8 protein-coding genes are annotated in these 15,134 nt (G+C 54.8%); 6 read left to right on the forward strand and 2 right to left on the reverse strand.

The annotated features are described in order from the left end of the window. Positions 1-60: 60 nt before the first annotated feature. Together ACP3PW_RS10515 and ACP3PW_RS10520 are read left to right on the forward strand one after the other, a co-directional pair. On the forward strand, positions 61-3,891 hold the full coding sequence (locus tag ACP3PW_RS10515; protein ID WP_426416645.1) for a response regulator: 3,831 nt from the start codon (positions 61-63) through the stop codon (positions 3,889-3,891). Further along, entirely contained in the window at positions 3,870-4,826 is a 957-nt protein-coding gene (locus ACP3PW_RS10520) for a diguanylate cyclase (protein WP_426416646.1), read from the forward strand. The genes ACP3PW_RS10515 and ACP3PW_RS10520 overlap by 22 nt, the downstream gene beginning before the upstream one ends. A 78-nt stretch (positions 4,827-4,904) precedes the next feature. Here ACP3PW_RS10520 and ACP3PW_RS10525 read toward each other — a convergent pair whose 3' ends face one another. Both ACP3PW_RS10525 and ACP3PW_RS10530 read right to left on the reverse strand, forming a co-directional pair. Continuing rightward, positions 4,905-5,741, reverse strand: coding sequence for a class I SAM-dependent methyltransferase (locus tag ACP3PW_RS10525; RefSeq protein WP_426416647.1), 837 nt, complete (start codon positions 5,739-5,741; stop codon positions 4,905-4,907). A gap of 78 nt (positions 5,742-5,819) precedes the next feature. Beyond that, on the reverse strand, positions 5,820-10,310 hold the full coding sequence (locus ACP3PW_RS10530) for a two-component regulator propeller domain-containing protein (protein WP_426416648.1): 4,491 nt from the start codon (positions 10,308-10,310) through the stop codon (positions 5,820-5,822). Between the two features lie 324 nt (positions 10,311-10,634). On the opposite strand from ACP3PW_RS10530, the gene ACP3PW_RS10535 reads away from it, so the two are divergent. The 4 genes from ACP3PW_RS10535 (at position 10,635) to ACP3PW_RS10550 (ending at position 15,110) form a co-directional block, all read left to right on the forward strand. Beyond that, on the forward strand, positions 10,635-10,958 hold the full coding sequence (locus ACP3PW_RS10535; RefSeq protein WP_426416649.1) for a hypothetical protein: 324 nt from the start codon (positions 10,635-10,637) through the stop codon (positions 10,956-10,958). Between the two features lie 350 nt (positions 10,959-11,308). Continuing rightward, positions 11,309-12,151 carry an HAD-IIB family hydrolase gene (locus tag ACP3PW_RS10540; RefSeq protein ID WP_426416650.1) on the forward strand — a complete coding sequence of 281 codons (843 nt, stop codon included), beginning with the start codon at positions 11,309-11,311 and terminating at the stop codon, positions 12,149-12,151. Beyond that, the gene (locus ACP3PW_RS10545) at positions 12,151-13,377 is read left to right on the forward strand and encodes a glycosyl transferase (RefSeq protein WP_426416651.1); all 1,227 of its coding nucleotides are present in this window, start codon (positions 12,151-12,153) and stop codon (positions 13,375-13,377) included. Before ACP3PW_RS10540 ends, ACP3PW_RS10545 begins: the two co-directional genes overlap by 1 nt. Then, the gene (locus tag ACP3PW_RS10550) at positions 13,374-15,110 is read left to right on the forward strand and encodes a sugar phosphorylase (RefSeq protein ID WP_426416652.1); all 1,737 of its coding nucleotides are present in this window, start codon (positions 13,374-13,376) and stop codon (positions 15,108-15,110) included. Before ACP3PW_RS10545 ends, ACP3PW_RS10550 begins: the two co-directional genes overlap by 4 nt. The last annotated feature ends 24 nt before the right edge of the window (positions 15,111-15,134 follow it).

Here is a 15,134-nt window from a genome sequence, read left to right on the forward strand (position 1 = left end):
GCACGCCGGATCGAAACTCGGTGTGTCTTTTGTTCGGCGTGGCCGTTGCTGGAGGTGGCAATGAATTTTCGGTTGGGGCATGCCGTCGCCTTTACCGCAGCGTTGGTTGCCTTTGCGTCGGTATTGTTTCTTGGTGCGGTACTCTATAACTATTTTGCAGGCCAGCTGCGTGTAGAGATCCAAAGTAGAAACGAGTTGGTGGCGCGTGCCAGTAGCGGCGAGGTGGCGGCCGCCTTGCGGCTTCCTGCTGAAGTATTGCGGCATGTTGCAGCGCAGGTCGACAGGCGTGACCCTATCATCTACACCGAGGCTCAGCTGGATCTTCAGGTGCAGCGCAATAACTTTTTCGAGGCGATCTTGCTACTCGACCGTGACGGCAATAGCATCGGCGTTGGCACCCCCCCGGCATTGTCTACCCACAAAGCTGAACTGCGAAATCTCTCCATGGCGTTTCAGGACTTTTATACCCAGGTCCTCAACCAGGAGGTTACCTACTGGTCACGAATTATCTCCTCCCCCATCACCGGCCAACCAACGCTGACTGTCAGTTACGACAGTGGAGATGACATCCTCGTTGGCTATCTTAATCTGGGTTGGTTGGAGCAGATTGCCCAGCGCCTGGAGCTGGGTGGAACCGTTGATATTCGGTTTATAGACAGCGATGGCGTTCTGTTTCGTGCCCCCGATGCCCAGCGTGCACTGCAGCGACTCAATGTGAATAATATATCGTTAATTTCCGCTGCGTTAGGGGGGAGTGAGGGTACCGGGCAGATTGATTACTTTGGTACCTCGTTGCTCGCGACCGTTGTGAGTGTACCCTCAACTCGCTGGGTGCTAATGGTTTCCCAGCGTCAGGACGAAGCGTTTGCCCCCCTTAAAGAACTGCTCAGGATTACGGTAATGGCGGCGTTGATCGCTATGTTGGGCGGTGCACTTATGGCGTTTTGGTTATCGCGTAAAGGTACAAACTCTATAGTGAAGTTGTCCGAGGAGGTGCGGCGTATTGCTCTTGGGGATTATCTCTTTAGGCCCTCCGGGGGGGGCTTTAAAGAGGCGCAGGCGTTGCGTCAGGATGTCCAGAGTATGGCGGCGAGTATCTCGTTGCGTGAAAAGGAGCTTACCGATACCCGGGATGAACTGAGGCGTATGAATGAAGAGCTTGAGGAGCGAGTCAGGGCTCGAACCGATGAGTTGTTGGCCAGCCAGGCAGCCTTAAGGCAAAGCGAGCAGCTGCAGGATCTATTGGAAAGCAGCCCCGTTGCGGTGGGCATATCACGCCGCAGCGATGGGAAAATCCTGTTTGCAAACCGACGCAGCGCCGAGATATTCGGCTATACCCCCGAAGAGATGTATGAGCGCCAGATTGCCAATAACTGGGTAGTGGAGTCCCAGCGGGATGCACTGCTGGCGGTGTTCGATGCGGGCGGCACCGTATCGGATCAAGAGGTCCGTTTTAAAACCAGCAGCGGCGAGTTTTTTTGGGGGCTGCTGACCTGGTATCACCTCAGGATGGATAATCAGGACTGTATTCTCTACTGGATCTACGATATTTCTGAAATGAAACAGGTGGAATCCCAGCTAAGCAAAGCCAGGGAAGATGCGGAGATGGCGGTACGCGCCAAGGCTGATTTCCTCGCGAATATGAGTCATGAGATCCGTACGCCCATGAATGCGGTGATCGGATTAAGCCACCTACTGGAAACGACTCGACTGGAGACGCGCCAGAAAGACTACCTGTCCAAGATGCAAAGTGCGTCGGCCCACCTGCTCAATGTCATCAACGACATACTGGATTATTCCAAGCTCGACAGTGGGCGCATGCAGATGGAGTCGATCCCTTTCAGTATTGAGGATGTGCTGGGGAAAGCCTGTGATATCGTGCGCCTGCAGGCAGAAAATAAGGGCCTGGAACTGCTCATCGCCCATGACTGGGAGATGCCGCTGGAAGCTTCGGGAGATCCGCTGCGGTTGGGCCAGATATTGATTAACCTGATGACCAACGCGGTAAAGTTCACGGATCGAGGGCAGATCGTTGTTTCTGTTGCCCTGGTGCAGAGCCAGGCGGATGTAGCCGAGTATCGCTTTACCGTGGCCGATAGTGGCATCGGTATGACGCGGGAGCAGATCGGTACCGTGTTTAGTTCCTTCTCCCAAGCCGACAGCTCGATGACGCGTCGATTTGGCGGTACGGGTCTGGGGTTGGCGATATGCACCCAGCTGGTGGAGCGGATGGGGGGCTCAATAAGCGTCACCAGTGAGCTGGGTAAGGGCAGCGAGTTCAGTTTTACGGTGCAACTCGAGCATCTCCAAGCCGATAGTGTTGACCCCGGGATAACGGACGACAGCTCCCCTTCCTTATCACAGTTAGAGCCTCCACCGCGTTTACTGTTACTCGACGATAGCCCGGTTTCCTCGGCGATTTACAGATCGATTTTGAGCCAATTCGGAGCAGAGGTTATCGCTCTGCGGGATCATACCAAGGTCAGCTCTGAAGTACGGCGTGCCCAAAGCGGAGCCAAGCCCTACGACCTGTTGCTGGTAAATTGCCAACGTATTGAAAGCGAGGGCATCGAGTGCTTACGAGACCTTTGTCGGGAGCTGGATGAAAATCAACTGGCCGTGGTTTTAATGGTCGGCAGTAAAACCCAGACGGAGGTTTTGGAGGATCGGGCGTTCGATCGTATTCGGCGGGTACTGCTCAACCCGGTCTCTCCCTCGGCGCTTTTTGTGGCGCTGAGTGAGGCGCTTGAGAGTAACGACTTTGGCGGGGCCGCGCAGGCGATGCCATTGGCAGGCTTTAGTGAGGCCCTGGAGGGGCTGGCGGGGGCCCGTGCCCTGGTGGTCGAGGATACCCATGTTAACCAGCAGGTTGTGCGTGAACTGTTGCAGATCAATGGATTGGTCGTGAAAGTGTGTGGGAATGGCCGGGAAGCCCTGGACGCGTTGCACAAGGAGCCTTTTGATATTGTGCTGATGGATATTCAGATGCCGGTGATGGATGGCTATGAGGCGACCCGGGAGATCAGAAAAAATACCGATTGGGATGACATTCCTGTGGTGGCGATGACCGCCCATACCCTGGCCGGTGACCGCGAGCGCTGTATCGAGGTGGGAATGAACGATCACATCGGTAAGCCTCTGGATCCGGATATTCTTTATCAAACCTTGAAGCGCTGGATTAAACCCACTGGATGCGTGGCCAGCACCTTGCCTTTAACGCCTACTGCCGATGCTGGACAACAACGAACCTCATTGTCATCGTCATTGCCCGACTATCTACCAGGTATTGATCTGTCCCAGGCCCTGAACCGGGTTGCGGGTAACCGTGAGTTGCTGCTGCGACTTTTGAGCGATTTTTATCTGGATTATCGTGATACGGTGCGTGACCTGATGGCAATGTTGTCACAGGGGGACAGTCAGCAGGCAGCGCGTTTGGTTCATACCATCAAGGGGGCGGCCGGCAATCTGGGTGGGGAGCGGGTGGTTCAATGTGCCCAGCGACTGTTGCAGCGCTGGGGAGATAAAGCCGCAGGTGAAGGGGATAGCAGTGAAGATGTGACGGCGTTGGTAAATGCCCTTAACGAGATGTTTCGCGGCCTCTCTGTCCTGTCGTCCACTTCAAAGGATGAGTCCGGTGGCGAGCAAGCGCCGATGGAGCTTGACGCTGAGCAAGCGCTCGTCGTTATGGAAAAACTGCAACCATTGCTGCGCCAGAGCAGCAGTCGATCGAATAAAGTCCTTAACGAATTGAGGACGGCTCTGGCAGGAAATTTTGCTGATCAGTTCGCTGTATTGCATCAGCAGGTGAGTAATTATGAGTATGAGTTGGCTGCTCAGACTCTGGCGGATATGATGCTGCAGGTACAAGCGTGGGAGTTACACAACGGATGAGTGCCGGGGCTGAAATGGAAGAGGCGCGAGCCAGTATCCTGATCGTGGATGATCAAAAACTGAACCTCGATATTCTGGTTAACTTACTGGAAGAGTGTTACGAAATATCCGTTGCCAAGAGTGGCGAAGGTGCCTTGCGGGCCGTTGAAAACGAGTTGCCCGACTTGATTCTACTCGATGTGGTGATGCCCGGTCTTGATGGCCATGAAGTATGCCGTCGTTTGCAGAGCGACCCGCGCACGCAACAGGTCCCGATTATTTTTATTACCGCCAAAAGTTCTGTTGAGTCGGAAGCCCAGGGGCTTGAACTGGGTGCCGTGGATTATATTGCCAAGCCCTTTAATCCGTCGGTGGTCAAAGCTCGTGTCGCCAACCATGTTCGCCTCAAACTTTACCAGGACCGTCTTGAAGAACTCAATGTGCGTGATCCCCTGACGGGCATCGCTAACCGGCGGCGCTTCGATAGCTACCTGGATCATGAGTGGCGCTCGGCGATACGTTCCGGAGCCCCGCTTTCATTGCTGATGATGGATCTCGATTATTTTAAACCCTATAACGATAATTACGGTCATCCAGAAGGGGACGAATGCCTGAAGCGAGTGGCCAAGGCCCTCGTTGCATCGGTGGACCGATCGATCGATTTGGTGGCGCGTTATGGCGGTGAGGAGTTTGCAGCCGTACTTCCCGGTACCAGCGAGGAAGGGGCATTGCAGGTAGCCGAGAATATGCGCCTGGCGATTCGCAACCTGGGAATTGCTCATGGCCATTCCCCCGTAGCCGATTGTGTGACGCTGAGCATCGGCGTCGGCACGACGATTGTGACCCGGCAAGGGCAGCAGATGGGGATGATGGAGCGCGTTGATGCCGCGCTCTATCGGGCCAAGGGCGAAGGAAGGGATTGTGTCGTCAGCTGCGTGTCAGAGGCGGGTGACTAGGGTTGCCCGATAAGGATTGTGTGTGCAAATAAAGAGGGCCCCATAACATCAGGGGCCCTCTTTATTTTTACGTTCTGCTCAAGCTTCAGGTTTGCGAAACTTCAATACATAGCGATCACTTTCACCGATCGCCTGATACTTTTCCTTATCGGTGTCTTTCAAAGCGTTCGTGGGCGGGAGGGTCCAGACCCCCTTTGGGTGGTCCTTGGTGTCGGCAGGGTTGGCGTTAACCTCGGAGCTGCCTTCAAACACAAACCCGGCTTTTTGGGCTAGTTGCTTGGTGTACTCAACGGTGACATAGCCGGTTTTATCCATCTGTTCGACCGTGATTCCCGGCTTTGCCCGGTGCTCAACCACCCCCAGTACACCGCCCGGTTTAAGGGCAGTATAAAACTGGTTGAACGCCTGCTGTTCAAACTGAAAACGAATCCAGTTGTGGACATTGCGGAACGTGAGCACGGCATCGACACTGCCTGCTGGCGCTATCTCATCCTGTCCTGGCGGGAAAAATGTGGTGAGTTCGACTTCGCTGTAGAGCTCGGGACTACCTTCTAGCTTTTTACTAAAGCGCTTGCGCGCGGGTTTGTAAAAGGGCAGGAAATCGTTGTCAGGAAAATACGCTGCATAGTACTTTCCGTCTTTTGCCAGATAAGGGGCCAGAATCTCGGTCCACCAACCACTGGCGGGCCAGATCTCCACCACGCGCATATCCGCTGTAATACCAAAGAAGCTAAGGACTTCATAGGGGTGTCGATACTTATCCCGGGCGGCATTTTTTTCGGTACGTTGCTCGCTTGCGATCGCCTCCTTAAGAGGATCTGCCGATGCGGCTGATGGGGTAATGGCAGCAATGGCCAGACCGAGGGCCGCTATCAGTGCTGCACGATGCGCTGGCTGTGTTCGCTTGGGTCTCATGGGCAACTCCTGAGGTTGGGTTCTATTTAATATGCTACTAGCTACTAGCTACTAGCTACTAGATGGGCAGTAGACAACCTACTTCCATTGGAAGTGCTGGTTATCGGTAATAGAGGTGTGTATCTCGATCTGCTTATTGTTGCTGGCTTCATCTGGCGCAGCGCTTAGCTGTTCAAAAAACGCATTGTCGGGGTCGGGTTTGAGACAATTGATGCCGACCCAGGCGTTACGGGTGCTGCGCTTGGCGGCGTACAGCGCCATATCTGCTATATCAACCACTTGAGCCCAGTTTATCCCTGTTGGATTTTGTTGTCCAAAGGGGTAAGCGGCGTAGCCGATGGAGCAGGTGCGTTGAATTGTTTTGCCCTCATCGTTGATCTGGAACTTCGTATTTTCTATTCGTGTTCGTATGCGCTCGGCCAGTTCCGGAGCGTGGCGGCGGTTGGTTCGGCGGGTGACCACCAGAAACTCTTCGCCCCCCCAGCGTACAATGTAGTCGCTCTCACGGAGCACGTGGTGCAGGATCTCGCTGATGCGGGTAAGTACAGCATCACCGGCTGCGTGCCCATATGTATCGTTCACCGCTTTAAAGTGGTCCAGATCGATCATATAGAACACCATGTCCGCGTTATGGGGTTCATCTGTTGATCGTTTGTTGAGTTCTGCGTAGTTTTGGTTGATCAGTTGCACGTCGTTATCGATTCGTGCAGTAAAGTAGCGGCGGTTAAACAGGCCAGTGAGGGGATCGGTTTGGGCGACATTTTCCAGGCTGCTGTAGGCGTTTTGCAGCGAGTTGTTGAGCTCCTGAAGCTCCTCGGTGCGTTGGCTTACTTTTTCCTCCAGGTCGCGGTTGATATCCAGTAGTTGCAGGTGGGTCTGTACTCGTGACTGTAGCTCATATTTTGCGACGGGTTTGGTGAGGTAGTCGTTACCGCCGACCGCAAAACCTTCCACGATATCCTTAACCTGGGCTTTTGCTGTGAGAAATAAGATGGGTAGGTCGTTCACCGGATTCAGCTTGCGTAACTCCTTGCAAACTTCGTAGCCGGATACCATCGGCATCATGATGTCGAGTAACACCAGGTCGATGGGGTGGTGCTCTTTGGCAAGACGCAGGGCTTCTTCTCCACCACTGGCTTCAATCAGTTTAAAGTTGTAATCGCTCAGGTAGTTTTTTAGTACCTGTCGATTCACCGGTTCGTCGTCGACGATCAGGATGCTGAAACGCTTGTTGGGATCAAGGGTCTCGATATTGCCGCTGGCCGACAGTATCTTACGCTGGAGAGAATCCACGGCCAGTGCAACGGGTTGGGTGCTTTGGAGCGGCTCGACACCCGTGTCCTGTTGGGGCGATATCTGCTGTTGGGCAATGGTTTGGTCGGTCGCTGGAAGCTCAAAGCTGAAGCAGCAGCCTTCGCCCTCGCGAGACTCCAACCGAATGTCTGCACCCATCTGTTGTGCCAGTTTGCGGGTGAGTGCCAGCCCCAGGCCGGTGCCGCCGTACTCTCTTGAGGTCGAGCCGTCAGCCTGACGGAAAGGTTCGAACACCAGCTCCTGTTTGTCGTCAGCAATGCCGATACCCGTGTCCCGGACCTCGATACGAACCCGTTCATGCTCACATTTAATGTCAATGGTGATCTTGCCCTGGTGAGTAAACTTGGTCGCGTTGTGGACCAGGTTATGCATAATCTGGAGCAGGTTTTTTTCGTTGCCCATTACCAGTGGCAGACTGTCAGGGAAACTCGCATCCAGAGTCACCGGTTTGCTGTTGAGCAGGGGCCGGGAGAGGGTAACGACCTCATGAATGATGGGGCCAATGTCGACCGCCTCAAGGGCTGTCGCCTGCTCTGTATCCTCGCCTTCGGCCTTTGCCTTGGCAAAAGTGAGTATGTTGTCGACCAGCTCGCTTAATCGGTGGCCGCTACTGACGATCATCTTGAGATTGCCCTGCATCGCCTCGGTCAGGTTGTCGTCGAGCATTGAGTCGGCCAGGCCGATAATACCGTTGAGGGGCGTACGCAATTCGTGAGAGGTATTGGCGAGAAACTCATCCTTTAACTTATCAAGCTCCCGCAATCGCCGGCTGATTGCGCGCTCTCTTTCCAGCTTTCTTTGCTGGTAGATCATATATCCGGCAATGGCTGAAACGCAGAGTAAACTGTAGATCAGGTAGGCCCACCAGGTGCGCCAGGGAGGGGGAAGCACGATCAGCGTGAGTGGCAACGACAGTTCAGCGGCAGCGCCATCTTTGTTGGCGGCGCGCAGCCTGAACTGATAGCTTCCATCGTTGAGGTTGGTGTAGGAGGCGAAAGGGCGCGAGGCGTCGGTGTCGATCCACTGCGAGTCGAAGCCCTCCAGCATGTACTGGTAACTGTTGTTCTTTGGGTCGACATAGTGCAGTGCGGCGAACTCGAAGGAGATCATCGATTGGCGATAGTTGAGTGTAATCTGGCGGGTACTGTTGATGCCTTGCTGCAGCAGTTTGCTGTCGTCGCCAACGCCGACACTGCGGTTAAAAAGACGGAAATCGTTGATGACCAGCTGGGGCGCAACTCTATTGGGTTCCAGCGCGGAAGGGTCAAAAATGTTAAAGCCCGTGATGCCCCCAAACACAAGCTCACCGCTGGCCAAACGGGTTGAAGCCCGGGTGTTAAACTCATTCGCCTGCAGTCCATCGGCTTCGGTGTATTGGTTGAAACGCTCGGCGCCCTGGTCGAAGCGGAACAGGCCTTTGTTGGTACTGACCCAAACGGCAGCGTTTTGGTCTATTTCTAGGGCGTAGATAACCTCATTGACCAAGCCCCGTTCGGCCCCAAACTGCATAACCTCTCCGTTGCTCGGGTCGTATCGGTTGAGGCCCTTACGAGTTCCTATCCAGAGTCGCTGTCTATCATCCATGCGCAGGCTGGCGATGCGCCCGTCGGACAGTTGCTGCTCACCGCTAGCCGCAACCCGTTTGCTGGTTCCTGTTGCAGGATCGAAAAGATTGAGGCCTTCCATAGTGGCGACCCATAGCTTTCCGTCTGCAGCCTGTTCAATGGCCGTGGCGCGGTTATCGCTGAGGCTGCTTTTGTCTCCCTCCTGATGGGAGTAACGCAGGAAGCTTCCATCAGCTTGCAGCAGGTTGAGGCCACCGCCCCAGGTGCCAACCCAGAGGCGACCCTGGTTGTCGCGGTAGAGACTGCGAACCTTATTGCTGGACAAACTGGCCGGGTTGGCAGGGTCATGAACAAAACGGGTGACGACGCCTGTTGTCAGATCCAGTCGATTTAAACCGCCGGAAGCGGTGCCCGCCCAAACGGAGGATTGCCCTGGGTCCATCCACAGAGCCCAGATGCGGTTGTTGCTCAGGCTGTTGCTGTCGGCGTTGTCCTGTTGCCACACCCGGGTGAGTGTGCGCTCGGCATCGAGGAGGTGAAGCCCGTTGTCGGTGCCGACCAGTAACTCTCCTTCCGGCAAAGCAAAAAAGGAGCGCATGGAATTTGATTTCAAAGCGAGAGAATTGGTGCTGTAGTTCTCGAAACTCTGCTGCGCGAGAACGTGCTTGTTGACGCCACCGAGCAGTGTGCCTACCCAGATCACGCCACTGCGGTCACCGTTTATGGCGGTAACGTGGTCGTTGGACAGGGCGTAGGGGTCTCCGGCGTCAGCATGGTAGAGACTGAAGCGGGATTGATCGTATTGCCAGATAGCCAGCCCCTTGTCGGTGCCGATCCAGAGGGTGCGCGAGGGAGCCTCATAGAGCGATTTTACTTCCAGTCCTTTGAGATGTTGATCGATCAGCGGTAGACGCGATAGCTCGGGCTTTTCTGGCCATAACTGTAAAACACCCTGTTTGCCAGCGGCGACCAGGATGAAATCCTCCACCGCCAGGAGCTGGTAGACCTTCATCGCCCTGTTGGCGTCGTTGCTACCCCCGAGGTGCAGCTGGCGAATCGACCCTGTTGTACTATCGGTGAGTGTAAACAGCCCTCGGTCGCCACCAAACCACAGAGTGCCCTGCTGGTCCTCGGTTATCGCTTGAATACCGGGTTGTTTAGAGTCTTCGGTATCAAGGCTAATGGCGGTAAACCGATCGTCCTCTGGCTGGTAGCGATTCAGCCCCTCGCGGGTACCTACCCAGAGGGTGCCATCACTGCCGCTGTGCAGGCTCTCAATCTGGGCGTTGCCTAAGCCGCTGGTGGTGTCATAGCGGTAAAAACGGTCGTTGACAGGATCAAAACGGTTGAGTCCCCTGCGGGTTCCCACCCAGATCTGGCCATGATCATCTTCGATCAGTGCGGTTATAAAACTGTCAGAGAGCGAAGAGGGATCGTTCTGGAGCGGTTGGTAGGGAGTAAATCTGAGGCCGTCGTAGCGGTTAAGGCCATCCTGGGTGCCCAGCCAAAGGTAGCCACGGGAGTCCTGTAAAATCGCAGAAACCGTATTTTGGGATAGGCCTTGCATCGCATCGAATGCGCGAAAACGGATGTTGTCGGTTGCCCATGCCGACAGGCCGGCAAAAAGCGCACAAAAAAACAACAGTGCCAAGCGCGCCATAATGCTGCCGTTCACTCGGTTTTCGAGCATAAATCGAAGCCTTTGTTCCCGAAGGTGTTGAAGCGTAAATTGACGGTTCCAAGGGTGGCCCGCACTATCCCCGAAGTGGCCTTCTTAGTACTACTATATCAATCTTGCGCTGTCTCACAAGCCTTAACTATAGGCATTTTCTGGTGTCAGGCAATATTGAATGATCTTTCAGCATTAGAGTGACACGGGCAGCTTTTTTCGCCATGAGGGACGTTGATCCTGATGCCGATGCCAGCATCTTTTTGGATTGCGCGCTTGGGGGAGGGGGCAAGGTCATATAGAATCTATAGGTATTAAGGATCCAGATTACCGAGAGAGGGAATTATGCACACATCCGAGAGTAACCGTTTACTAATGGAGTTGGAAAAACGTCGGCGGGATATCAATCGGGATATCATCAACCCCCGGGTAGCAGAGCTCTGCCTGGATGATCTGGCGCCCATGCTGACTATGGTAGCCAACGCACGGGCCGAATATCTGGGCGCGCTGTTCGATATGAGCACCGACGAGGGGAGCCTGCCAAGCCATACCCAGGTCGCTGAACTGCGCCAGCGTCGCGAAACCTTTGATGAACTGGTGAGTGCGGTAAATGCACTGGAAGCGGTGATTCAGCGCGGCTACCTGGACGTTAAATCCGGCCGCGGGTAACCCCTCTCTCCGATAAACTGCATAACGCTTACGATTTGCACCTATCCTGTTTGCACCTAATTGGAGCGGCTATATTTCGCTGCCCTAATTAGGTGCGTATTTGTGGGCGCTTTTGAAGGGGCGGCCATGACCCGAGGCAGGGAGGCGCGCCGAACGCTGCCGATGGCGAGCGCGAAACGGCCTTTGTATAGGGGTTTTCTGGCCAGGGTCCGCAAGTGTCTATTTAAATTATCAAGTTGGCAAACATGCTGCATTGCTCTGCCCATTGGCGTCGTTGGGGGCGCGGGCCATTATCCGGAATCCTACCCCCTTCGGCATAGACAGGTTTGAAAGGAGGGTAGCACCGTCGGATGGATATATGCGGCCAGCAAGCAACACTGATATTTACCGACCTCGATGGCTGCCTCATCGACCATGATGGCTATAGCTACGCCGCCAGCGCGCAAACCCTGGCCGAGCTGAAAACCCGCGTAGCGATCATTATCAATTCGAGCAAAACCTTTTCCGAGATCGAGCAGTGGCAGCGAGAGTTTGGGCTGGACACCCCGTTTATCTTTGAAAATGGCTCCGCGATCGCCTTTCCCCAGCAATGGAGTCCATCGCTACCCGCTAGTGCGTACCCCTACCACAACCGCTTGATTATACCGCTGGCGGGATCGAGGGAGCTGTTACTGCATCGTCTGAGCGCACTGGCCACAGACTATCGTTTCAAAGGGTTCTACAGCATGGCGCCAGAGGAGGTGGTCGCCCTCACCGGCTTGAGTGAGGCGGCCGCACAGCAGGCGCAGGACCGACTCTTTACCGAACCGCTGCACTGGCAGGATACCGAGGTAAAGCTGGCCCGTTTTGCACAGGCGCTGGATGCCAGTGGACTCTGCGTGCAACGCGGGGGCCGTTTCGTTCACGTCATGGATCGGGTGGATAAAGCGATTGCCATGAGAACCCTGCAGATCATGCTCGAACAGCGCGATAACACGAGCTATCAAACCCTGGCCCTGGGGGATAGCGATAATGATCGACGCATGTTGGAGAGTGCTGACATCTCCTGCGTTGTTCGCAAGCCCTCAGGAGAGCACCTTAAACTCAAACGCAAGCAACGGGTGCTCTATAGCGAGCAGGTCGGATCCAGCGGTTGGAACGAGTGCGTTGCGGGTCTGATGGACCGGGGTTTCATTTATAATGGAGATAACTAATGGGTGACTTTTACCAGAACGGCATTATTACCACGCTGCACAATCTGTGTGACCGACCCCTTGAGCAACTGGAGGAGGAGCTATTGGGGTTTTCCCGCACCCGTCCTATGGCCCTGGTGCTGCCCTCGTTGTTCTCCGAGCTGGAGGGGCCTGCCCTCAAAAATATTGTTTCCCATGTTCGCAATGCTTCCTATCTGAGCCAGATCGTGGTGGGGTTGGATCGCGCCAACGAAGGGCAGTACCGGTTTGCGCAGGAGTATTTTTCCCTGTTCCCCCAACATTTCCGTATTCTGTGGAACGACGGACCCCGCCTGCGGGCGATCGATGCCCAGCTTCAGGAGCAGGGGCTCGCACCTCGTGAGATGGGGAAGGGGAGAAATGTGTGGTATTGCTTTGGCTATATTCTCGCGTCGGGCAGGGCGCGAGCGGTTGCCCTGCATGATTGCGACGTACTGACCTATACACCAGAGATGTTGGCACGCCTCATCTACCCGGTGGCCAACCCTAACTTTAGCTACGAGTTTTGCAAGGGATACTACGCGCGCGTAGGCGCTAACAAGATTAACGGACGGGTTAGTCGGCTGCTGGTGACACCGCTGATTCGCGCCCTTAAGTGTGTGTGTGGTCACTCGGATTACCTCGAGTACCTCGATAGTTATCGCTATCCCCTGGCGGGTGAGTTTTCGTTTCAGGTGGATGTGTTAAATGATCTTCGTATTCCCTCGGACTGGGGCCTTGAGATCGGCGTGTTGTCGGAGATGAAGCGTAACTATGCCACCAATCGCATTTGCCAGGTGGACATTGCCGATGTCTACGATCACAAACACCAGCCGCTATCCAAAGAGGACGCCAGTAAGGGGCTTAGCAAGATGAGTCATGATATTGCTAAAGCCATTTTCCGTAAACTCGCCACTAACGGCGAGGTGTTCTCCAATGAACGTTTTAGAACGATCAAAGCGACCTACTACCGTATTGCCCTGGACTTTATAGAAACCTATCACAATGATGCGCGCATTAATGGGCTAGTGTTTGATCGTCACGACGAGGAGGAAGCGGTTGAGCTTTTCGCTCGCAACATTATGGAAGCGGGTAATTACTTTCTGGATAACCCGATGGAAAAGCCCTTTATACCCAGCTGGAACCGGGTGATCTCCGCCCAGCCGGATATTCTGGAACGGCTCTATGAAGCGGTGGAGGAGGATCACCGGGAAATGGCTGCACTGTGAGCAGTTTTTCGCTACGTGCTCGAATCGGCGAGCAGCTGCGACAGATCTATCGAAATGAGATAGATCTTGAGTCTGTTGTGGATCGTCTGCTCCATGAGATGAGGTTGCGGGGTGAAGCGCCTTGTCTCGGCCAAGGAGTGGAGCAGCCCAGTCACTGGAGCGCCGCTGATGCTTACCTGATCACCTATGGCGACACCATCTACCGGGATGGAGAGAAGCCCCTCCATAGCTTACAGCGATTCTTGCTGAACGAGTTATCGGGGACAATAAGTGGGGTCCATATATTGCCATTCTTTCCTTACACCTCGGACGATGGCTTCTCCGTCATGGACTTTACCAGTGTTAACGAAACCCTGGGTGAGTGGAGTGATATTCAGGCGATAGCGGATGACTTCGTGCTGATGTCGGATCTGGTGATCAATCATATCTCTTCGCGCAGCGCCTGGTTTGATAATTTTCAGGCGGGAATCGATCCAGGCCGCAATTACTTTATCTGCTGTGATCCCGCTGAAGACCTGTCGCGGGTCGTGCGGCCCAGAGCCAGCGAGTTGTTGCGAGAGGTGCAGACGGTCGACGGCAAACGGCACGTCTGGTGTACCTTTAGCCATGATCAGGTAGACCTTGATTTTTCCAACCCCGAGTTGCTGGTTGAGTTTGCCCGAATCATTCGGCTTTACCTGGATCGAGGGGTGAGGGTGTTTCGCCTCGATGCCATCGCATTTCTTTGGAAGGAGGTGGGTACCGATTGCCTGCACCGCCCCGAAACTCATGAGATCGTGCGCCTGCTGCGCACTCTGGTACTGCACGCCGAGTCCGGTGCCCTGTTACTCACTGAAACCAATGTCCCTAACCGGGAAAATCTCTCCTATTTTGGTAACGGCAACGAAGCGCACATGGTCTATAACTTCCCGTTACCTCCCCTGTTGCTGCATACTCTCTATGGCGGCGATTGCTGCGGTTTGACCGAATGGTTAATGAGCATGCCAGCGCCACCGCTTGGTTCAACCTATCTTAATTTTATCGCCTCCCACGATGGTATTGGCCTGAGACCGGTAGAGGGAGTTCTCAGTGCCCTCGAACGGGATCGTATGGTGGCGATGGTGGAGCAGCTGGGTGGGCGAGTCAGCGTACGTACGCTGGAGGGAGAGGTGACTCCCTATGAGCTCAATATTTCCCTGTTTGATGCCCTGGCGGCCAGTTATCAGGGCGTTGATCCTTGGCAGCAGGCGCGGTTCCTATGCGCCCACACGCTGATGTTGGCACTGCAGGGGGTGCCTGCATTTTATATTCATAGTCTGTTGGCGACCTCTAATGATTACGACAGGGTGCAGCATACAGGCAATGCCCGCGCGATCAATCGGCACCGTTGGCAAGAGGATCTGTTGGACGCGGCATTGGCCAATCCCAAGAGCCCTCAACGGCAGGTGCTGGAGTCGATCAAATCGTTGCTGGCGATTCGTCGCGAGCAACCGGCACTGCACCCTAACGCCAACCAGTACGTACTGCAGTTAGGGAGCAAGGTGTTTGGTGTATGGCGTCAGAGTCTGGGGCAACACCAGACTCTGTTCGCACTGAGCAATATCACCGACAGCCCGCAGCGGGTGAGCCTGCACAGCGTGAACCTCGATGCCGCCGTCCAGTGGACAGAGCTGCTCAGTGGGGAACAACTAGTTCAGGATCAGGCAAGCATTGACCTGCAGCCTTATCAGTCGGTGTGGCTAAGCTCCGTCTAGCCACAGCAATCGGTCACGCAAAGG

The sequence above is a fragment of the Aestuariirhabdus sp. LZHN29 genome, from assembly GCF_049985285.1.
Taxonomy (GTDB): domain Bacteria; phylum Pseudomonadota; class Gammaproteobacteria; order Pseudomonadales; family Aestuariirhabdaceae; genus Aestuariirhabdus.

Coding starts and splice junctions, on each gene's coding strand:
- ACP3PW_RS10515 (WP_426416645.1), top strand. CDS start 61: ATGAATTTTCGGTTGGGGCATGCCGTCGCCTTTACCGCAGCGTTGGTT.
- ACP3PW_RS10530 (WP_426416648.1), bottom strand. CDS start 10,310: ATGCTCGAAAACCGAGTGAACGGCAGCATTATGGCGCGCTTGGCACTG.
- ACP3PW_RS10545 (WP_426416651.1), top strand. CDS start 12,151: ATGGGTGACTTTTACCAGAACGGCATTATTACCACGCTGCACAATCTG.
- ACP3PW_RS10535 (WP_426416649.1), top strand. CDS start 10,635: ATGCACACATCCGAGAGTAACCGTTTACTAATGGAGTTGGAAAAACGT.
- ACP3PW_RS10525 (WP_426416647.1), bottom strand. CDS start 5,741: ATGAGACCCAAGCGAACACAGCCAGCGCATCGTGCAGCACTGATAGCG.
- ACP3PW_RS10540 (WP_426416650.1), top strand. CDS start 11,309: ATGGATATATGCGGCCAGCAAGCAACACTGATATTTACCGACCTCGAT.